Consider the following 17301-nt stretch of genomic DNA (forward strand, 5'->3'; position numbering starts at 1 on the left):
GACCCCCGGCGCTCGTGACGCCGGGGGGCCCGTGAACCCATCATCCCGCTCCGGAAGGACACCCGAGGTGAAATACGCGATCACGTCCCACGGCGGCAGCCTCGACGGCGACGACATCCACCCGCTGGCCCACCTCACCGCCCTGATCGGCTACGCCTCCGCCACCCTCCCCCACGACGGCGCCCAGGCCGTCGTCCGGCTCCTGGCCGCCCCCGCCGACGCCGTGACCGGCGAGACCTACACCGTCCCCGCCGACCACGCCGCCCGCCTCGCCCCCCTCCTCGCCCGCCTGTCCACCACCCGCTACAGCACCGCCACTCGCCCCCTCGGCGCCACCGCCCGCCTCCTCGCCGACAGCGCGGCCCGCGCCGCCGACACCGGCGAGCCGTGGACCTGGCAGATCGAGACCGGCGCCTCCTGACCGGCCTGTCCCACCGGCGTTCCCCACACCCCCACTCCGGGGTGTGGAGTTCGCCGGCCGGACAGCCCGCCCGGCCGGTCCCCACCGGCACCCGGGAGACCCCGATGCGCACCACCCGCACCCTGCTCCGTCTGCCCGACCCGGCCTGCCCCGACTGCGGCGGCCGCGGCTCCCACACCCTCGCCGACGGCGACGACGTCCACGGCGACATCCCCTGCGACTGCCTTCCCACCGACCAGACCACGTGGGGCGCCACCGACACCGTCGCCCCGTTCTGACCCCCCGACCTCGACCCGGAGGCAGCACCGTGACCCGCACCGCGCCCGCCCCCGACACCACCACCGACGAGGGCCTGGTCGATGTCGACCCCCACGACGACGGGACCCTCCCGATCCATCGCTGGCGGCAGGCACCGCCCGGACTCGCCACCCGCAGGCAGTTGATGGCCCGCCGGCTCCGCCCGGGCGGCCAGGAGCCCGTCGCGCGGATCGAGTGCCGGGGCGGGGCTCGCTGGGCCTGGCTCTACCGCATCGACCTCGCCGCCCCGATACGCCCGATGACCCTGGCGCGCGAAGCGGCCCTCGACCGGGCGATGGCCGCCCGCCAGACCTGCCCCCGCTGCCACCGCCGCTACTGGCACTGCCTCCCCCTGCGCACCCTCGGCGCCTGCCTGGAGTGCACCGACGGCACCCCCGCCGACCCCACCAGCTACCTCCCCGCCCCCGCCCCGACTCCCTCCTGACCGACCCGCCACCTGCCCGAGTTGGAGATCCGCATGTTCACCGTTCCGCTGCACCTGCCCGCCGGCGTCGTGGTCCTCGTCGGCCCGCCCGCCTCGGGCAAATCCACCTACGCCGCCTACCACCCCACCACCTGGCGCCTCTCCCTCGACGCCTACCGAGGCGCGGCAACCGACTCCGAAGCCGACCAGTCCGCGACCCCCGTCGCCGCCCAGATCCAGTCCCTCCTCCTCGACGCCCGCCTCTCCCGCGCCCTGCCCGTCATCGTCGACAGCTGCAACGTCCACGGTCACGTCCGCGCGACGCTCCTCGCCCGTGCCCGCTACTGGCAGCGCCCCTGCGTGGCGATCCTGTTCGACACCCCCCTCAACGAGGTGCTGGCCCGCAACGCCGCCAGGCCCCGGGTCGTCCCCGAACACGTCATCCGCGACCACCACGCCCTCCTCCCCACCCGCGAACAACTCCTCGCCGAAGGCTTCGACGCCGTCCACAACGGCGCCAGGATCCCGGCCCTCCCCGCCCAGACCACCCCGGCCACCCGGACCCGCCGATGACCACCCCGGCCCCGGCCTCGGGCGTGGATCTGGCCCGCGCGGCCCTCGCCGCGGCCCGCGCCCAGGCCCGCACCCGAGGCACCACCCCGACCATCGCCACCGGCCGCGCCCGGGCGGCTCGGACCGAGGCCCGGGGCGCCGGCCGCGAACCCGTCTCCCTGATGGCCGCCCTCGAACGCCTCACCGCCGAGCGCGGCTGGGAGCGGCCGGTCGCGACGGCCGGGGTCATCGACCGGTGGCCGGACCTCGTCGGCGAGGCCACCGCCGCCGGCCTCACCCCGGTCCGCCATCAGGACGGCGTGCTGCACCTGCGCCCGGCCTCCCCGGCCTGGGCCGCCGAGCTCCGCTACCGCTCCCCCTCTCTGCTCGCGCTCCTCGCCCAGGCCCTCGGGCCGGGCGTCGTCCACACCCTCACCGCGCACCGCTGACCCCTGGGGAGCCACCCACCATGACCAACACCATCCCCGCCGACCTGCGGGACTGGGCGATGCCCTGGCCCGGATACCGGCCGATGGACGCCACTCCGTCCGAGCTCAGCCCCGCCGCCCTCGCCGGGCACGTCCCGGCCTGGGCCGAGGCCGCCGTGACCCCCGCCGACGTCACCGACTGGCCCGCCCGCCAGGCCGCCGCCCTCGTCCCCTACCGCCTCGACGCCCGCGGCTGGCCCCTGCACCCCCACGGGCGTACCGGCCGCACCGGCCGAAACCTGGGCCGGTGGGCCGAGAACTGCGCGGCCGACCCCATCGTCACCGCCGGACACGGCCGGGACCGGCGGGTCCTGCTGATCACCCGGTCCGACATCGCCGTCGAGGCCATCCCCGGCGGCATGGTCGACCCCGGCGAAACCGCCCCCGAGACCCTGATCCGCGAGTTGCGCGAGGAGACCGGGATCGACCTCACCGGACACCAGCCCGTCATCCTCGGGCGCGGCATCGTCGACGACTGGCGGACCACCGACCACGCCTGGATCACCACCACCGCCGCCCTCTACCACCTCCCCGCCCCGATCCACGCCGTCGCCGCCGACGACGCGACCGACGCCACCTGGTGGCCCGCCCCCACCCTCACCGCCCTCGACACCGCGATCACCACCACCGGACGCACCCTCTACCCCGCCCACCGCCCCTGGCTCCGCCACGCCCTGGACCACCTCGACACCCACGACCGCTGACCACCCCCCCCCACCGTCCCGCTACCACCGAGAGGAACACCTCCGTGACCACGCCGGATCAGATCACCGAGCAACTTCTGCGGCAGGCCGTCACCGGCCCGCTGCGCGTCGCGTCCCTGGCCTGGACCGCGCTGACGCTCCGCCAGGCCCTCGCGGACGTCGCCCCCGACCTCGTCGACCCGGCCCTGCTCCGGGCCCACGCCGAGCACCAGGCCGACACCGGCCACTACGGCCTCGCCCGGGCCGCCGCCCTCACCGCCGGACACGACCCGGACCAGTGGGCCGAGACCGAGCCCACCACCGTCGTCCTGTGCGGATCGATGCGGTACTGGGAGCAGATGCTCGCCCGTGAACGCGAGGAGACCCAGGCCGGGCGGATCGTCCTCAAGCCGATCCGCACCTGCCGCCCGACCACCCCCGACGAGCGAGTCCGCCTCGGAGCCCTGCACCTGGCCCGCATCCGCGCCGCCGACCACGTCGTGATCGTCGGTTCGCACGTTGGGGTCTCGACCCGCGCCGAGATCGCCTACGCCCGACGCCTGGGCAAGCCGATCGAGTTCACCGACCCCGAGGCCGACCCCGACGGCCACTGACACGCCCCGGACCCGAGATGCGCTTCACCATCGGCACCCGCGTCACCATCACCACCCCGCTCACCACCCCCGCCGGCGCGACCGCCCGTCCCGGCGACCAGGGCGTCGTCACCGCCCGATACCGCGACGACGCCTACCGGATCGACCTCGACCACGGCCCTGTCGTCGTCGCCGGATGGGACCAGATCACCCCCACCGCACCGCCATGCCCCTGACCAGCACCGACCCTTCTTGGAGGATCCTCGTGTTCAACCTCAGCACCCGCACCCGTGCCCGCCTCCGCGCTGCCGCCGAGGACCGCATCGCCCTCCACGCGGAGATCGCCGCGCTCCGCGAGGCCCACGCCGACCAGGTCCGCGACCTCACCGACCGCCTGACGGCCGCGCTCACCGAGAGCGGCCGCCAGTCCGGCGAGGCCACCGCGGCCGACGGATACATCGCCGACCTCCACACCCGCATCGAGCACCTCGTCGCCGAACGCACCCAGGCCGAGCTCGCCCCCAGCCTCCCCCTCCAGCCCACCCCGCCCGTGTCCCTGGCCCCCGCGCTGACCCACGCCGGACTCCCGGACTCCCCCTACGACAGCCAGGAGTGGACCGCGCTCGGCGACTCCCTCCTGGAGACCGCCCTCACCATCACCGACCCCGACCACCGCCGCGACGCCATCGCCGCCGCCCACGCCGCCTACACCCGCGCCCTCACCCTCCGGCAGACCGTCTACATCACCAAGTACTGACCTCCGCCCGGGGTGGTCCGACCCGACGGGCCGGACCACCCCGGACGCACCCGATGCCGTGATGACCCCTCGCCAGTCACCCGCACCCGGCAGGATGGTCCTGGCCCCCGGCGGGCCGGGACCCCGCACGAAGGAGACATCGTGACCGCCCAACCCACCCCCGAGCCCCACCCCATCCCGCCCATGCGCACGCTGGCTGAACTGCGCGCCGCCGTCTCCCGCTACGGGTTCGACGGCGACAGCAACGCCCTGGAGCGCGAGCTGGGCGCCGTCGTCCTCGACGACCTCGGCGCCGTCCGCGCCATCGCCCAGGCATACCGACACCGCGTGCTGCTCCACCTCAACCCCGCCGCGATGGCCGAGGTCATGCGCCCCACCGACGACGTCGCCGCCGAACTGCGCCGGCGGATCGCCGAGGCGGGCGCCGCGTGAGCTACGCGTTCCTCGGCGACGCCGCCACCAAGGCCCTCGCCGAACTGACCCCGAGGGAGCAGGGCGCGGTCGAGTTGATCCGCCGGCTCCTGGAGGACGACCCCACCCCTGACGGAGTCCGCGGCCTGCCCGATGCCGACCCGGCCTCGGAGTCCTACGCCATCGACATCACGCCCGAGGTGACCGGCGGCCGGGGCATCACCGTCGTCTACCGCCACGTCCCCGACCTCGACGCGTGCCTTGTCTCCTGGATTATCGCGGGCCCCTGACCCTCACCCTGATTCGGATCTGGGGCCTTGCCCTGAACGCAAAGAGGCCCCCCGGCAGATCGCTGCCGGGGGGCCTCTTTGCGTTCAGGGCGGGTATCAGGCGGTGATGCCGGCCTTGATCTCCACGTTGATGCCTGCCGAAGCGGACAAGGCGGTGATCAGGGTGTGCACCATGGCCCGGGCTCCGTCCGGGTCCTGTTCCATGGCCGCCGCGATGGAGTCGGAGGTGAGTTCTTTCGAGGCCCGCCGCAACAGCTTGTACGGGTCGCGAGCGGCGGGGAGCTGTGGCTTCGTTTCGAGCGAGGCGAGGTAGGTCAGGACGGCCTCCTCGGTGGCCTTCTTTTTCCCGGCCGCGCTCGCAGGGAGAGCGGCGGCGGCGCCGGCCACCACCGTCGCGGTGAGCTTCAGCCCCAAGACCTGGATCAGGGCCAGATAGAGGTGGGCGGCGGCGTCCGTACCGTGTTCCTCGGCCAAGGAGACCAGCTCGCGGGCCTGGCCGATGCCGAGCTTCTTGGAAACAATTGTTTCTGAGTTCTTCCCTTGGGCCCGGGCCAGCTCGAAGAGGCGCTCCGTGATCCGCCAGGTTCGGACCAGCTGGTTCCCGTACTGCGGGGTGATGTCCCACAGCTCGTTGCAGTAGCCCTCGAACGTGCCGTGCGTGGCGCGGAACAGCTTCCCGTCACGGATGGCCTGGAGCGCCTTGCCCGCAGCCCAGTAGGCGATGCGGTGGTTCTCCAGCGCCGCCTCGCAGCGCGTCAGCAGCTCTCGTTCCTGGGCGATGAGCACCGGGGTGTTCGCGAGCTGCTTGGTCGGCATCTTGTCGATGGCCTTGGCCAGTGCCACCGCAGTGCCGGGCTTCGCCGGGCCCTGGGGGGCGCCGGAAAGGTCGATCTGCTGTCCCATCAGAGCATCTGCTCCATCGTCAGTGCGAGACGCATGAAGTCCTCGCGCGCGTTCAGAGCGGTACCGCTCATCTTGTACTCGGTGACGAGGGTGCCTTTTTCGTAGGCGTGCTCGTGGATGGTGTAGCGCCGGATCGGGTCGCTGACGCGAGGGTACTTCCGCTCGTCGACCCATGCCTCCGCCTTGGCCAGCTGGACCTTGGTCTTGTCCTTGGCGGAGTCGTGCATGTTGATGACGACGAGGAACGGGATGCCCCGGGGCTTCAAGACGCGTTCGATCGTGAACTCGGCCTCGTCCCAAGTCATCTTCGACGGCGTGATCGGAACGATCGCAAGGTCCGCGATGTCCAGGACCTCGCGCAGGGCGTCGGCGGTCCGACTCTGGCCGAGGGGGTCGGCATCCCACTCGGCGTCCGGGTCGATGTCGAGGAACCCAGGGGTGTCGACGATGATCCGGCGACGGCGCGGGTCATCGACGACCACCGGCAAAATCCCGGTCTTCCCTCGCGTGACCAAATAGTCGAACGGAAGCGCCTTCTCCCGTACGCCGGCGCACCACTTCTCCAAGGTGCCCTGGACGTCGATGCCCGCAGCGACGACAGGCAGCGCATCGTCGGCATCTTGGGGCGCGATCGCCGACCGGCCGGCGCAAGCCGCGGTGTTGACGGCGATGGTGCTTTTGCCCGCGCCGCCCTTCTGCTGGATGACGACGATCACCTTGACGGCGCCGTTGTCAGGGGTGGATGTGGACATCCGTGGCCTTTCGATTGTCCGTTGGTTTCACCACGTTCGTGGCTACTCGGACAGTCCCCAGCTTGCCAGATCGGACGGCGCTGTTCCGGTGCCAGGGCGCGCCACCCGGTGAGGTTGCCCGACAGTTCCTGACCGGACTCCCAAATTTGGGAGTCCAGGCCGTAGCCCGGCAATCCCAAGAGCCTGTCACCGCAGGGCCCACTCCCGATGACTCGGGTGCGGGCCCTGCGGTTTCCTCTTTTCGTTACCGGCGGGCAGGGGTGTTCAGGAAGGTTGCAAGGGCCTGCGGTGCAGGTGCTCGCACAGCGCTGGGGCCGGCTTGTCGAGTGACGAGGGAAGACGACGCCGAGGGTGATCGTTGCCGCGCGGAACAGCTGTCGGCCCTCGGGGGACTGCGGTGTCGTGGACCAGGCGTGAGTCTCGCGGTCGGTGACGGCCTGGCGGAGCATCCGCAGTGCGTAGCCGCGCCGTTGCCACGGCCCGGTGACCCGGATCTTCGCGATCCGGCCGATCGCGCAGGCGTCGCAGACTTTCCAGGACAGGCGAGCGAAGTCGTAGCCGTCTGGGGCGAGCACGTGAAGGTGCTGGAAGCCGGCCGACGCGCCGACGGGCGGGGTGTGCCGCCAGACCTCCTGAGGCTGGCTGCCGTCGTCGAGGCCCCGGCTCATGAGGCGGGCCGTTCGCCGCGGCGGTTGATGACGAGGGCGACCCACTGCCCGCGGACGTTGGGGAGGGCGTCGATCCACTGGGTGCCGGTGGTGGGCGGGGTGAGGCCGGCGAGGTGGTGGGTGATGTCGACGTAGTGGGCGTGGTTGCCGTCGCGGGTCTGCTCGACGAGCCCGTCGAGGAGTTGCCGGGCCTGGTCGGTGTTGCCGAGGACGGTGTGGTGGAGGACGAGGACGAGGTCGAGGAGGAGGGCGGCGGAGGTGATGCCGGCGATGTCGATGCGGGCGCGCAGGACGGCGGCGCGGTCTACGAGGTCGGTGTCCGGGCGGCCTGCGTGTTGGGCGAGGTGGGCGACGTGGAGGGTGAGCGCGGTGGCGCGCTGATCGAGGCCGGTGAGGAGCTGCCCGGCCAGGGCCAAGGCGCCGTCGGCGTGTTCGGGGTGGGCGAGGGCGGCGGCGAGCGCGAGGTTGGTCTGGGCGATGGCCTGCTCGCCTTGATTGCCGTGGGTGGAGGCTTCGTCGCGGGCGGCGGTGAAGTGGCGGATCGCGCGGTCCATGTCGCCGTGCGCGAAGTGGATGTCGCCGAGGACGCGTTCCCCGCGTCCGGGCCAGCCCAGGGTTTGGGCGGTGGCGTGGGCGGTGGGGAAGTCGCCGGTGGCGCGGGCGAGGTGGGCGAGGCCGCGGGCGGCGTCGGGGGCGAGGCGGCCGCCGCCTGCGGCGACTTGGCGCATGCCGCGGCTGGAGGCGGTCAGGTTCCCGAGGTCTCGGTGGGCCTTGGCCTGGTAGTAGAGGGCCATGTCGGCGAGCTCGGGGGGCAGGAGCCGTCCGGCGAGGACGTCGGTGAGGCGGGAGACGGTGATGGCGCGGTGTTCGTGTTGGCGGCGGGCGAGGGCGGTGAGGAGGTCGGCGAGGGCCTCGGCGGGGGTGCCGGCGCGCCCGGTGTGATCGGCGGGTTCCGGTAGGGCGAGGGGTTCCCACACGTAGTCGTCGGTGTAGGCCCAGGCGGCGTCGACGAGCCAGTCCAGGTCCAGGCCGTGGTCGCGGGCCAGGAGCAGCCCTTGGCGGAGGGCGGCGGCGAGGAGACGGCGGTCGCGTGCGGGGTGGGCGCGCCATTGGGTGCCGAGGGCGGTGTGGGCGCGGTGGGCGGCGGCGGTCCAGTCGGTGGGGGTCCAGCGGTCGTCGGTGGTGTCGGTTGCGGTGCGGACGGCGTCGCGGATCAGGGCGTGGAGGTGGTAGGGCCACAGCCCGAGCGGGTTGTGCCTGACGAGGGGGCGTTCTACGAGGCGGGCGGCGGCGGCCTGGTGGGTGAGCCCGGCGGCGGCCGTCGCGAGGGTGAGGTCGAAGGCGTCGAGGAGGGACACCGAGCGGAGCAGGTGGCGTTCGTCGGGTGTGAGGTCGGCGAGGGTGCGGGTGACCAGGGCCCCGAAGTCGGCGCCGAAGTCGGCCGGGGTGGGGGAGTGGCCTTGGCGGTGGAGGTCGAGGAAGCGGGCGGCGGCGAGGTCGAGGTAGAGGGGCAGGCCGTGGGAGCGGTCGGCGATGACGGCCCGAAGGTCGTGGCTGATGAGGGGGCGGCCGTCGTGGGTGAGGCGGCGGGTGAGGTAGTCCTCGCAGTCGCGGGGGCTGAAGTCGCCGATGAGGATCTGTCGGCCGGGAACGGTGGGCAGCCCGGTGCGGGGGGAGGGCAGGGTGTGGTGGGCCAGCCCGGGCCAGGCGGCCGGTCCGACGTGGTCGAGGTGGCCCTCGAGGGCGTCGTCGGCCCACTGGAGCCGGTCCCGACCGGTGATCACGAAGAACACGTTGGGCATCAGCCAGACCATGCGCTGCACCAGCCGCTCCAGGTCCCGATGGGTGCGCGAGCCGATCTCCTCGAAGGTGTCCAACAGCACGACCGGCAGCACCGCCTTGTCGGCGGGGAGCTGGGAGATCTCCCAGGCGAGGAGGTGCGGGTAGTAGGAGAGGGTCTCCAGGTCGGGTTCGGCCTCCAGGAGGTCGGCGAGCCGATCGCACTCGGCGAGTGCCCGCACCGTCTGCCGCCGTTCCCGGAGGGCGCCGACGAGGGCGCCGGTGAGTTGCCCGATCGCGCTGCCTACGGCGCCGGGCAGCAGCAGCGCCTGGGCGACCTCGCCGAGCGCGGCCTGCATCTGCGCCGGCAACGCCCGGCCGAACCTTGTCGCGAGGTTGCTGCGCCGGAGGTACTCCTCCAACGACTCGCCCGGGTGCTGGTGCTCCCAGTAACGCTTGAGGGCGAGGTCGAACGCGGGCAGCGGCTTGCCGACGGCGCCGGCGAGCGCGAGCCGGACGGTGAGCAGGATGCGTTCGTAGTCGACGCCGGCGGAGCGGGCGAGGTCGATGCGGACCGGGACCAGCCGCGGCCGTTCCGGCCACACCGGCTCCCCCCACGACGCCGGCCGGGCCCTCGGGTCGGCGAGCGCGGCCTCCAGCGTCCGCGACAGCGTGGACTTCCCGATGCCGCCGACGCCGTGCAGCATCAGGACGTTGGTGCGCGGGGCCTCGAGGTCCTCGACGTCCAGGCCCGCCCCGGTGACCCGGGCGAGGTGTTCGGCGACGGCCCCGGCGACGACCTCCCACTGCTGATGCCGGTCGGCGAACACCTCCTCGCCGCCCAGGCTCCGGTTGTTGGTGCTGAACAGCGCCCGCAGATCGCGTCCCGGTCCTGTCACGTCGTCCCCGTCCCTCGCCGCTGGTGTCGGTCCTGGTCAACCTATGCCCGCATCACGCACGGTGAAGGCGTGTCACCGACAATGGCCGACCAGGCACGACAGCACGACGCAAAGGACGACCCCATGCCCGAGCACCCCGACGCGCAGCACCAGCACGAGGACGAGGAGGCGTTGCGGCAGCCCGGGGGAGATTTGCGCCAGGCACAGGACGCCGTGCACCAGGTCCTCCGCCACCTCAACGCCGCCCTCCTGCGCGCCGCCGAGGCGAGCGCTGCGGACGAGACGGAACGGGCCCGGCTCCGGGCGCTGCGTGCGCAGGCCCTGGAGGCCGTGGACCGCCTGGAGGAGGCCGAACCGGAGGAGGTCGTCGAGATCGCCGTCCGCTACGCCGCCCTCCTCAAGCAACTCACCCAGGACTGACCCGGCCGGCCCGGGTGGCCTCGGCCGGTGCGGGCAGGCGAACCGACCCGACGCCGCCGGTGTCGAGCGGGCGGGCACGGAGCCCGGGCGGCATCAGCGGGTCGGCCTGCGCCGTGATGCCGTCGATCTCGGCCCCCAGCCGGGGCAGCGCGCGGTGCAGGGCGCGCTGGACCGTCCGGAACCGGGCGGCCTCGGCGGTGGTGTAGGGGCGCAGGCGGGCGGCGGCCAGTGCCCACAGGGCGTGCCGGGCTCGGCCGAGCTCGTGTTGGTCTCCGTCGACGACCCGCACCGTCGCGATCCCGGGGTGCGCGGCTGCGGCCGCGACGATGGCGTCGACGGTACGGCAGGCGCGGGCGTGGTCGGCCGGGGTGGGCAGGGGAGTGGGCACGTCGAGTTCGAGTGCACGGGCGTGGGCGATCAGGGTGCGTTGGCGGCTGTCGGCCGGCCGGTCGGCGACGGCCACGACCTCGACCCGATACCCGGCCCGCACGAACCGCCCCGCGCTCGCGGCGAAGTCCTCGACGGTGGTGAAGTCGGCGAGGACCAGCACGTCACCCCGCCGCTCGCGCACGAGCGCCTCCGCCTCGACCTGCCACGCCTCCGCGTCGGGGCGCACCAGCTCGTCCGCGATCCGGGGCGCGTCGGTGACCAGCGCCGCGTGGTCGGGGTGGGTGCCCCGCAGCAACTCCGCGTCCAGCCGCACGGTGCCCGGCCGCAGCGCGCGCCCCACCACCCGCCGCACCTCCGGCATCCGGGTGCCGGGCTCGCCCACCAGGTAGACCACCACCGGATCGAGCCGGGCTGGCGCCCGCACCAAGCCCGGGGCGACGAGCTCGTCGAAGGCCCAGCGGTGTTGGCGCGCGGACAACCGGTGATACCCCGTCCCGGGAGGCCCCGGCACCGGGTGCGCGATCCTGCGCACCGGCTCGGCACTGGCCGCCGCCCGCTCCGCGTCCCGGGACACCGCAAGGCGCCGATCCACCGGCAGCCGCTCGTCGTGCACCCGCACCTCCGCGCGCACCAGCTCCCGCCCGAAGGCCCGGCTGCGCCGGGCACCCCACGGCCGCGCCCGTTCCGCGCGCACCGCTGTCGCGGCGGCGGTCGGCCGTTCCCACCGGCCCTCGACAAGCACGTTCGTATAGAGGGGACGGAGACCTCGGCGGACCACGGTGACACGGTCCGCGAGTCCTTCGGCCTCGACGGCGGCGAGGACATCGGGCAGGGCGGCCGCCGTGGTGTCGTGGTTCTCCCACGCCACGAACCGGCCGGTGTCGAGAAACCGGTCGAGGACGGAGAGCTGACTGCGGGCCTCCGCGACCGCGAGGGCCACCACCTCGATCCGGTACCCGGCCGCCCGGTACGCGGCCGACGCCGCCCGCGCCTCGTCCACGTCGTCCAACGCGGTCTCCACGATCACATCGAACCCGGCCACCCGCGCCCGCTCCTCCTCCTCGGCCTGCCGCCGGCGGACGTCGGCGCGCACCAGCGCTCCGGCGGTGCGGACGTCGGCGGCCAGGAGGGCCGGGTAGTGGGGGTGGTCGGCCTTGTAGAGGTCGCTGCCGATCCGGACGACCGTGCCCCGGCGGGAGAGCACGGCGTGCAGCAGCGCGGCCGTGGTGGTCTTCCCGCTGCCGGGCTGTCCGGCCACCCACACCACCACCGGCTGCGCCGTCACGACCCGAACCCCCACCCCGTCGTGTTTACGGGTACGTACCCGTACCCCTACAGTGATCGTACGGGAAGGAGCCCACCATGTCCGACGCCAACGTCCGAATCCCCGAGTCCACCCGCGACCGCCTCGCCGCCGTCGCCGCCGCCGAAGGACTCTCCCTGCGCGCCTACCTCGCCCAACTCGCCGACACCCTCCAGACCCCCGACGAACGCGCCGCCCGCGCGATCGCCGCCAAGGCCGCGCTGACCGCCTGGTCCGGCTACGACCCCACCACCGCCACCGAAGCCGACCTCGACGCCGAACTCGACCGCCGCCTCAACCAGGCCCGAGGCGCCGCATGAGTACGACCGAGCCCGTCCACGTCATCCTCGACGACACCGCCATGGCCGCCGCCGGCAAAGGCCACGTCCTCATCTCCCGCCTCATCCACCGCGCCCACGCCGAAGCCGGCTGGCGCCTCTACGCCACCACCTGCGCCCTCGTCGAAGCCGACCGCGACCGCCCCGGCACCGCCGAACACCTCGCCTCCCTGCCCGGCCTGATCGTCCTGGACCTCGACCTGCCCGCCGCCCTCGACATCGCCCACCACGACACCTGGGCCCACGCCCACACCCTCCACGCCGCCCAGCCCTCCCCGGACCGACCCGACGGCGCGCTCGTGGCCACCGTCGACCCGGCCCGCTGGACCGGACACCCCGTCCGCGTTCTCGACCTGTCGCCCTGACCGTCGAGCCTGGTCGTGCGGCGAGCCGCAATGTCACCTCAGGACCGACCGACCAGAGGCGCCCCGCTCGCCCGGCCGTCTCTCCCGATGCCCGGCGGATCAGGCGCCGCCGCAGTCGTCGAACGGATCACCCCGATCGAGACGACGGCGGACCCACTGCGGGGACGAGGTCGTCGGGCGGCCCGCTGATCGTGGACGGTTTAGCGGGGCCGGTGCTGCGCAGGGATGGGGGGATGTTCGCCCCGCACCGTGCGGGGTCCGCACGCGGCAAGATGGAGAGACGATCTTGGGTGAGTTCCGTCCCGTGGCCAACGGACTTCGAACCGATCATCCCGTTCCGGGCCTGCCGTTCATCAACGACGAACGGCTCCCGCTCGACAACCCGGATGCGATCGAGCGCACGGGCCGCAACCAGGGCGCGGGCCTGTGGGGCCGCACCGACAAGTTACCGGGAGGCGGCTGGGTCGCCTTCACCACCGAGCCCAAGAACCGGAAGTACGCCTGGGCCGTCCACTACCACCCCGAGCACGGCCGCACCGTCGTGCTGGTCTCCGACGCCAGCTGGAGCGGGCTCCACCACGACTGGATGTACAGCCACACCGGCTTCCTCTACCGGCACGGCGGCTACTGGTGGGACGGCACCGCCTGGAACCGGCCCGGCGTGGTCTTCGACGGAGCCTACGAACGCTACGACGCCCGCCCCGTCCAGGACGCGCTCACCGTGACGGCCGCGGACCTGCTGATCCACCCGACCGACCCGGGCAACGCGAGCGTCCTCACGATCGCGGGCTTCACCGCCCCCACCGAGAACCTGCCCAACTGGCTGGACCACCTGGCCCTGTGGGCGGAGCACCGCCGAGGCACGCCGGACGCGAGGCCGCTGGACGCCTGCGTGGTCGACCTGAACGCCCCCGAACTGGAACCGGGCACCCTGGTGGACCGCGCCGGACTGGCGAAGATCGCCAGCATCGACGAGAGCGACCTGCCGGCCCCCAAGTACGGCGACCACCAACTCCCCGAGCCGCAGACACGCACTGCGACCGGACCGCTGTGGTCGCGGCCCGTGGCTCGGGACTGGGCTGAACAGCACCGCCGCTCCCACGGCCCCGGCGTGCTCCTTGCCGCCTCCACAAGCTTCGACACCACCCAGCCCCTTGGGCTCGTCGCCGACCACAACCGTCTCACCGAGATCATCCAAGGGGACGGTGAACAGACCGAGCAGGTCGCGAAGAACCTCGCCTGGTGGCCGGCGGTGGCTCTCACGGAGGGCACCGAGAGCCTTTTCCCCATGTCCGCGCTGCGCACGACGCTGATCGAGGCCGTGCTCGCCCATCTGGCGATCGCCGTTCACGAAGAGAGGAGCAATCTGCAGTTCGAGAGTCTCCGCCGCGACGTCGTCGCCGTCTTCGACTGGTACGTCCAGCGCAAGCCCGAACACACCGCCGGGCTCCTGAGCGAGATCTGCCTGGAGGCCCGCGCACAGTTGGACCTGGATCCGGTGACCGTGGGGCAGCTCATTCGCCGGTCGGTTCGCTTCGATGGCACGTTGAGCCCGGAGACCGTCGACGCCCTCTTCGACATGGCGCTGCCTCCGTCCGCGCGGCCCGCCGAAGGGCCCACCTCGTCCGGCAGCGACTCGTCCCGGTCCTGAACCGGACGGACTCCTCGAACGGGCGCTTTGGGGCTGCCGGCGAGGGGGAAGCCGAACGAGGACCTCGCCCGCCCTTGGCGAGAGCCGATCGCCGGTTGCCGGGCCGGAGTCGCCGAGTGCTGGGCAAGCCCTGTTGTGAGGCTTGTCCAGCACTTGGCGACCGAGCCCCTGCCTGGGGCGCAAGGCCGCGAGCGTCGGTCGCACCTTCGTGAGGTGGTCAGCGGTGTCGTTCGAGGTAGAGGTTGGTGAACGCGGTGACCTTCGCGCGCAGGGCCCAGGGGTCGAAGGGTTTGACGATGTAGTCGACGGCGCCGGCGGCGTAGCCGCGGGCGGAGTGTTCGGGGCTGGGGCCCATGGCGGTGAGGAAGATGATGGGGATGCTGCGGGTGCGTTCGCGGCCCCGGATGTGCCCGACGGTCTCGTAGCCGTCCATGTCCGGCATCTGCACGTCCATGATGATGACCGCGAAATCGTCGTGTAGGAGGAGCTTCTTGAGGGCTTCTTGACCGGAGGGCACGGTGATGAGTTCCTGGTTGAGGGTGGCCAGGACGGCGGTGATGGCCAGGAGGTTGTCGGGTTGGTCGTCCACGATGAGGATCTTGGGCATCTGCTCGGGGCGGAGCGGGCCGCCGGGAGCGGCCGGGAGAGCGGCGGTCCGGGCGACGGGTTCGAGGAGGGCGAGTTGTTCCTCCAGGAGCTGGCATCGGGCCTCGGCGTCGGCGTGTAAGCGGGCGGTCTTCTCCAGCTGCGCCTTCAACTCGACGGCCTCGTCGCGCAAGGCGTCGCGTTCCCGTTTGACCTCCAGGAGCTCGTAGGCCGTGCTGCTTTCGGAGCGCAGGGTGCTGAGCTGGACTTCGAGTGCGGCGATCCGGGTCCGTCGGTCCAGCAGTGCCTCTCCGAGGGCGTCCCCTTGCACGGTGGAGAGAAGGGATGCGCGATCGGCGGCGCGCAGGGCCTGGGACATGTCCGCGACGTGATGGTCGATGACCTGCACGGCCTCGGTGGGTGTGCCCGCCCCGCTGGCGGCCGCGGCGGCCTGGTGGAGGCCCTGGATCAACTCGATCGCCTCCGGGGTCGCCGGCATGCCGCGTACCTCGGCGACCGTCGTGATCAGTTCGTCCACGACGTCCCAGCCGGGGTGGCGAGTGCCGGAGAGGTAGCGGGAGATCGTGCTGGGGTCCCGGTTCACGCGGGCCCCGTAGCGCCGGATCGAGATGTTCAGCCCGGTGAACAGGTGGCGCAGCGCAGTGGCCAGGGACCGAGCCTCGTCGGAAAGGGTGGCGGGCAGGGGGCGCAGCTCAGCCACGGTCGGTTCCCTCCTGCTGGGTGCCCACGGGCCCGGGGCCGGCCACCAGGCGGTGGGTGACGGCGAGGGTGCCGCCGGCGGCCAAGAGGCCGGCGAGCACGCTCCGGGGGAGCGGTTCACCGCCGTGAGCGGTGAGCACGCCGACGAGCACACCGGCCAGGGCGGCGATGAGGAGGACCACTGCCGCGCGCAGCGACAGCAAAGGCTGGTCCATCGAGACTCCTTCTGGGCACCCACGGCATCGACCGGCGGTGGGGACGGTCCGGTGCGCTCCACGGCGCGCCGGATGGAGATCAGGATGGGCGCGCTGAAACCTGTTGCACCACTGATGCAGGATTTTGACAACGAAATCGGCTGATGCCGATGGGGTGCAACGGTTTTCGCGCTGGTCACTTGGGGTTCGCCTTGTTGCAAGCTCTGCAACAGCACCTGCAACACGGCAGGCAAGAAGAAGGCCCGGAACCGTCCGCCGACGAGTTCCGGGCCACCTCACATCCAGACGCGGGTCAGACGCGGCGTCCCCAGCCGACGTCGGGCGTCGTGCCCCAGCCGGTCTCGGCCGATCCCCAGCCGCTGTCGGGTCCCACGCCCCATCCGGACTCGGGCGCGACGCCCCAGCCGATCTCGGCGTATCCCCAGCCAGTTTCCTTGCGCATCATGCGTCCCCTCCCGGTGTTGTCGTGATCGCGATGGTACGTACGAGGCGGGTGGGATTCACCGGTCGAGTGCGGGTCTGGCCGAAATCCGCCGGCCTGGAGCGTGCGGGTCAGGTGGTGCCGAGAAGGCGCGCGGCGCCGCAGATCCCGCAGGCATCGACGGATGGGTCGCGGAGGACGTCGAGGGCCTGGGCGCGGGTGGCGGGGCGTCGGCGGCGGCCGGGCATGGTGCAGTCGCCGGCGTGGACCAGGATGGGTCGGCTGAGGGCGTCGATGCCCAGCTCGATGATCCATTCCGGTGGGGGAGGGGTTGGCCGGGATCTGACCGTGCCGGTGGTGTCGGTCGTGCGGGGTCCGGCGGCGGCTTCGAGTTCGGCGATCCGGGCGCGCACGGCGTCGAGGAGCACCGTGGTCCAGGTCTCGATGGTGCGCAGGCGGTCCAGGTCGGGTGGGAGGATGTCGCCGAGCGCGCCGGGGCCGGGTATGCCGGTCATGCCGCCGCGTCCCCGGCCGCGTCGTCGGTGCAGGTGGTGACCCGCTTCAGCCCCATCCGGGCGGCCACGAGCTGCTCCCGTTCCACGGTGGCCCAGTGGGGGTGCGCGCTGATGGCCTCGGCGAGGCGGAGCGTGCGGCGGCGCAGGCGGGCGATCTCGGCGGCCTGGTCGGGGGTGTAGCCGGGGCTGGGCGGGACGGCGCCGCGGTGGGAGTGGCGATGCTCGGAGGCGGGCCAGCCGGGCAGGGGCTCCGCCGACCAGGGCAATGTCGCGGCGTAGCGGGCCTGCTCGGCGCTCACGCGGTGGAGCTGGAGCTGGAGGGCCCGCAGCCGGAGGGGGTAGGAGATGCTCACCCCCCGAGCGTACGTCTGTTCGAATTATTTGTGCGAGTGAGGCACGCTCGCGGCGGTCACGTTGTGACTGAGCACTACATCTGTCCAATGAGCACTCGACTTGTCCAC

The 17301-nt window shown here is 72.8% G+C and carries 24 protein-coding genes; 15 read left to right on the forward strand and 9 right to left on the reverse strand.

Features of this window, described 5'->3' with window-relative positions; all coding sequences use genetic code 11:
* Positions 1-67: 67 nt before the first annotated feature.
* The 11 genes from ACN20G_RS36890 (at position 68) to ACN20G_RS36940 (ending at position 4916) form a co-directional block, all read left to right on the forward strand.
* Positions 68-421 carry a hypothetical protein gene (locus ACN20G_RS36890; protein ID WP_424217739.1) on the forward strand — a complete coding sequence of 118 codons (354 nt, stop codon included), beginning with the start codon at positions 68-70 and terminating at the stop codon, positions 419-421.
* 104 nt (positions 422-525) lie between these two features.
* On the forward strand, positions 526-699 hold the full coding sequence (locus ACN20G_RS36895) for a hypothetical protein (RefSeq protein ID WP_424217740.1): 174 nt from the start codon (positions 526-528) through the stop codon (positions 697-699).
* A gap of 29 nt (positions 700-728) precedes the next feature.
* Positions 729-1163 carry an RRQRL motif-containing zinc-binding protein gene (locus ACN20G_RS36900; protein WP_424217741.1) on the forward strand — a complete coding sequence of 145 codons (435 nt, stop codon included), beginning with the start codon at positions 729-731 and terminating at the stop codon, positions 1161-1163.
* Positions 1164-1196: 33 nt separating this feature from the next.
* Positions 1197-1715, forward strand: a complete 519-nt coding sequence (locus ACN20G_RS36905; protein ID WP_424217742.1) for an AAA family ATPase — start codon at positions 1197-1199, stop codon at positions 1713-1715.
* Positions 1712-2143, forward strand: coding sequence for a DciA family protein (locus ACN20G_RS36910; RefSeq protein WP_424217743.1), 432 nt, complete (start codon positions 1712-1714; stop codon positions 2141-2143). Before ACN20G_RS36905 ends, ACN20G_RS36910 begins: the two co-directional genes overlap by 4 nt.
* A 20-nt stretch (positions 2144-2163) precedes the next feature.
* On the forward strand, positions 2164-2886 hold the full coding sequence (locus tag ACN20G_RS36915; protein ID WP_424217744.1) for an NUDIX domain-containing protein: 723 nt from the start codon (positions 2164-2166) through the stop codon (positions 2884-2886).
* 44 nt (positions 2887-2930) lie between these two features.
* On the forward strand, positions 2931-3479 hold the full coding sequence (locus ACN20G_RS36920; protein WP_424217745.1) for a hypothetical protein: 549 nt from the start codon (positions 2931-2933) through the stop codon (positions 3477-3479).
* A 17-nt stretch (positions 3480-3496) separates the two neighbouring features.
* The gene (locus tag ACN20G_RS36925) at positions 3497-3694 is read left to right on the forward strand and encodes a hypothetical protein (RefSeq protein WP_424217746.1); all 198 of its coding nucleotides are present in this window, start codon (positions 3497-3499) and stop codon (positions 3692-3694) included.
* Positions 3685-4215, forward strand: a complete 531-nt coding sequence (locus ACN20G_RS36930; protein ID WP_424217747.1) for a hypothetical protein — start codon at positions 3685-3687, stop codon at positions 4213-4215. Before ACN20G_RS36925 ends, ACN20G_RS36930 begins: the two co-directional genes overlap by 10 nt.
* 141 nt (positions 4216-4356) lie before the next feature.
* Entirely contained in the window at positions 4357-4647 is a 291-nt protein-coding gene (locus ACN20G_RS36935; RefSeq protein WP_424217748.1) for a hypothetical protein, read from the forward strand.
* A complete protein-coding gene (locus tag ACN20G_RS36940; RefSeq protein WP_424217749.1) occupies positions 4644-4916 on the forward strand; it encodes a hypothetical protein in 273 nt (90 codons plus the stop codon). The genes ACN20G_RS36935 and ACN20G_RS36940 overlap by 4 nt, the downstream gene beginning before the upstream one ends.
* Positions 4917-5012: 96 nt before the next feature.
* Here ACN20G_RS36940 and ACN20G_RS36945 read toward each other — a convergent pair whose 3' ends face one another.
* The 3 genes from ACN20G_RS36945 to ACN20G_RS36955 all read right to left on the reverse strand — a co-directional run bounded on the left by ACN20G_RS36945 (position 5013) and on the right by ACN20G_RS36955 (position 9917).
* The gene (locus ACN20G_RS36945) at positions 5013-5819 is read right to left on the reverse strand and encodes a hypothetical protein (RefSeq protein WP_424217750.1); all 807 of its coding nucleotides are present in this window, start codon (positions 5817-5819) and stop codon (positions 5013-5015) included.
* Entirely contained in the window at positions 5819-6571 is a 753-nt protein-coding gene (locus ACN20G_RS36950; RefSeq protein ID WP_424217751.1) for a ParA family protein, read from the reverse strand. The genes ACN20G_RS36945 and ACN20G_RS36950 overlap by 1 nt, the downstream gene beginning before the upstream one ends.
* Before the next feature lie 664 nt (positions 6572-7235).
* Positions 7236-9917 (reverse strand): ATP/GTP-binding protein, encoded by a 2682-nt coding sequence (locus ACN20G_RS36955; protein WP_424217752.1) that lies wholly within the window; start codon positions 9915-9917, stop codon positions 7236-7238.
* A 123-nt stretch (positions 9918-10040) separates the two neighbouring features.
* Here ACN20G_RS36955 and ACN20G_RS36960 point away from each other — a divergent pair, with 123 nt between their 5' ends.
* Positions 10041-10337, forward strand: a complete 297-nt coding sequence (locus tag ACN20G_RS36960) for a hypothetical protein (protein WP_424217753.1) — start codon at positions 10041-10043, stop codon at positions 10335-10337.
* On the opposite strand, the gene ACN20G_RS36965 is transcribed toward ACN20G_RS36960, so the two are convergent.
* Complete coding sequence (locus ACN20G_RS36965; RefSeq protein ID WP_424217754.1) at positions 10324-12012, reverse strand: zeta toxin family protein; 1689 nt, start codon at positions 12010-12012, stop codon at positions 10324-10326. The genes ACN20G_RS36960 and ACN20G_RS36965 overlap by 14 nt on opposite strands.
* 77 nt (positions 12013-12089) lie before the next feature.
* Here ACN20G_RS36965 and ACN20G_RS36970 point away from each other — a divergent pair, with 77 nt between their 5' ends.
* The 3 genes from ACN20G_RS36970 to ACN20G_RS36980 all read left to right on the forward strand — a co-directional run bounded on the left by ACN20G_RS36970 (position 12090) and on the right by ACN20G_RS36980 (position 14384).
* Positions 12090-12350, forward strand: a complete 261-nt coding sequence (locus tag ACN20G_RS36970; RefSeq protein ID WP_424217755.1) for a hypothetical protein — start codon at positions 12090-12092, stop codon at positions 12348-12350.
* The gene (locus tag ACN20G_RS36975; protein WP_424217756.1) at positions 12347-12733 is read left to right on the forward strand and encodes a hypothetical protein; all 387 of its coding nucleotides are present in this window, start codon (positions 12347-12349) and stop codon (positions 12731-12733) included. The genes ACN20G_RS36970 and ACN20G_RS36975 overlap by 4 nt, the downstream gene beginning before the upstream one ends.
* A gap of 286 nt (positions 12734-13019) precedes the next feature.
* Positions 13020-14384, forward strand: coding sequence for a hypothetical protein (locus ACN20G_RS36980; protein ID WP_424217757.1), 1365 nt, complete (start codon positions 13020-13022; stop codon positions 14382-14384).
* 217 nt (positions 14385-14601) lie between these two features.
* Here the strand turns inward: ACN20G_RS36980 and ACN20G_RS36985 are convergent, their stop codons facing one another.
* The 5 genes from ACN20G_RS36985 to ACN20G_RS37005 form a co-directional block, all read right to left on the reverse strand.
* Positions 14602-15690, reverse strand: coding sequence for a response regulator (locus ACN20G_RS36985; protein ID WP_424217758.1), 1089 nt, complete (start codon positions 15688-15690; stop codon positions 14602-14604).
* The gene (locus ACN20G_RS36990) at positions 15683-15904 is read right to left on the reverse strand and encodes a hypothetical protein (protein WP_424217759.1); all 222 of its coding nucleotides are present in this window, start codon (positions 15902-15904) and stop codon (positions 15683-15685) included. The genes ACN20G_RS36985 and ACN20G_RS36990 overlap by 8 nt, the downstream gene beginning before the upstream one ends.
* A gap of 292 nt (positions 15905-16196) precedes the next feature.
* Entirely contained in the window at positions 16197-16349 is a 153-nt protein-coding gene (locus ACN20G_RS36995) for a hypothetical protein (RefSeq protein ID WP_424217760.1), read from the reverse strand.
* Between the two features lie 107 nt (positions 16350-16456).
* Positions 16457-16840 (reverse strand): DUF6233 domain-containing protein, encoded by a 384-nt coding sequence (locus ACN20G_RS37000; RefSeq protein ID WP_424217761.1) that lies wholly within the window; start codon positions 16838-16840, stop codon positions 16457-16459.
* The gene (locus tag ACN20G_RS37005) at positions 16837-17193 is read right to left on the reverse strand and encodes a hypothetical protein (RefSeq protein WP_424217762.1); all 357 of its coding nucleotides are present in this window, start codon (positions 17191-17193) and stop codon (positions 16837-16839) included. The genes ACN20G_RS37000 and ACN20G_RS37005 overlap by 4 nt, the downstream gene beginning before the upstream one ends.
* Positions 17194-17301: the final 108 nt, after the last annotated feature.

It is taken from the genome of Streptomyces dryopteridis, from assembly GCF_049606955.1.
Taxonomy (GTDB): Bacteria; Actinomycetota; Actinomycetes; order Streptomycetales; family Streptomycetaceae; genus Streptomyces.

What these genes read in the sequence shown, in the direction of transcription:
- ACN20G_RS36905 (WP_424217742.1), top strand. Translation starts at nt 1,197, where the DNA reads ATGTTCACCGTTCCGCTGCACCTGCCCGCCGGCGTCGTGGTCCTCGTC.
- ACN20G_RS36915 (WP_424217744.1), top strand. Translation starts at nt 2,164, where the DNA reads ATGACCAACACCATCCCCGCCGACCTGCGGGACTGGGCGATGCCCTGG.
- ACN20G_RS36950 (WP_424217751.1), bottom strand. Translation starts at nt 6,571, where the DNA reads ATGTCCACATCCACCCCTGACAACGGCGCCGTCAAGGTGATCGTCGTC.
- ACN20G_RS36945 (WP_424217750.1), bottom strand. Translation starts at nt 5,819, where the DNA reads ATGGGACAGCAGATCGACCTTTCCGGCGCCCCCCAGGGCCCGGCGAAG.
- ACN20G_RS36990 (WP_424217759.1), bottom strand. Translation starts at nt 15,904, where the DNA reads ATGGACCAGCCTTTGCTGTCGCTGCGCGCGGCAGTGGTCCTCCTCATC.
- ACN20G_RS37000 (WP_424217761.1), bottom strand. Translation starts at nt 16,840, where the DNA reads ATGACCGGCATACCCGGCCCCGGCGCGCTCGGCGACATCCTCCCACCC.
- ACN20G_RS36930 (WP_424217747.1), top strand. Translation starts at nt 3,685, where the DNA reads ATGCCCCTGACCAGCACCGACCCTTCTTGGAGGATCCTCGTGTTCAAC.
- ACN20G_RS36960 (WP_424217753.1), top strand. Translation starts at nt 10,041, where the DNA reads ATGCCCGAGCACCCCGACGCGCAGCACCAGCACGAGGACGAGGAGGCG.
- ACN20G_RS36925 (WP_424217746.1), top strand. Translation starts at nt 3,497, where the DNA reads ATGCGCTTCACCATCGGCACCCGCGTCACCATCACCACCCCGCTCACC.
- ACN20G_RS36895 (WP_424217740.1), top strand. Translation starts at nt 526, where the DNA reads ATGCGCACCACCCGCACCCTGCTCCGTCTGCCCGACCCGGCCTGCCCC.
- ACN20G_RS36970 (WP_424217755.1), top strand. Translation starts at nt 12,090, where the DNA reads ATGTCCGACGCCAACGTCCGAATCCCCGAGTCCACCCGCGACCGCCTC.
- ACN20G_RS36910 (WP_424217743.1), top strand. Translation starts at nt 1,712, where the DNA reads ATGACCACCCCGGCCCCGGCCTCGGGCGTGGATCTGGCCCGCGCGGCC.
- ACN20G_RS36995 (WP_424217760.1), bottom strand. Translation starts at nt 16,349, where the DNA reads ATGATGCGCAAGGAAACTGGCTGGGGATACGCCGAGATCGGCTGGGGC.
- ACN20G_RS36975 (WP_424217756.1), top strand. Translation starts at nt 12,347, where the DNA reads ATGAGTACGACCGAGCCCGTCCACGTCATCCTCGACGACACCGCCATG.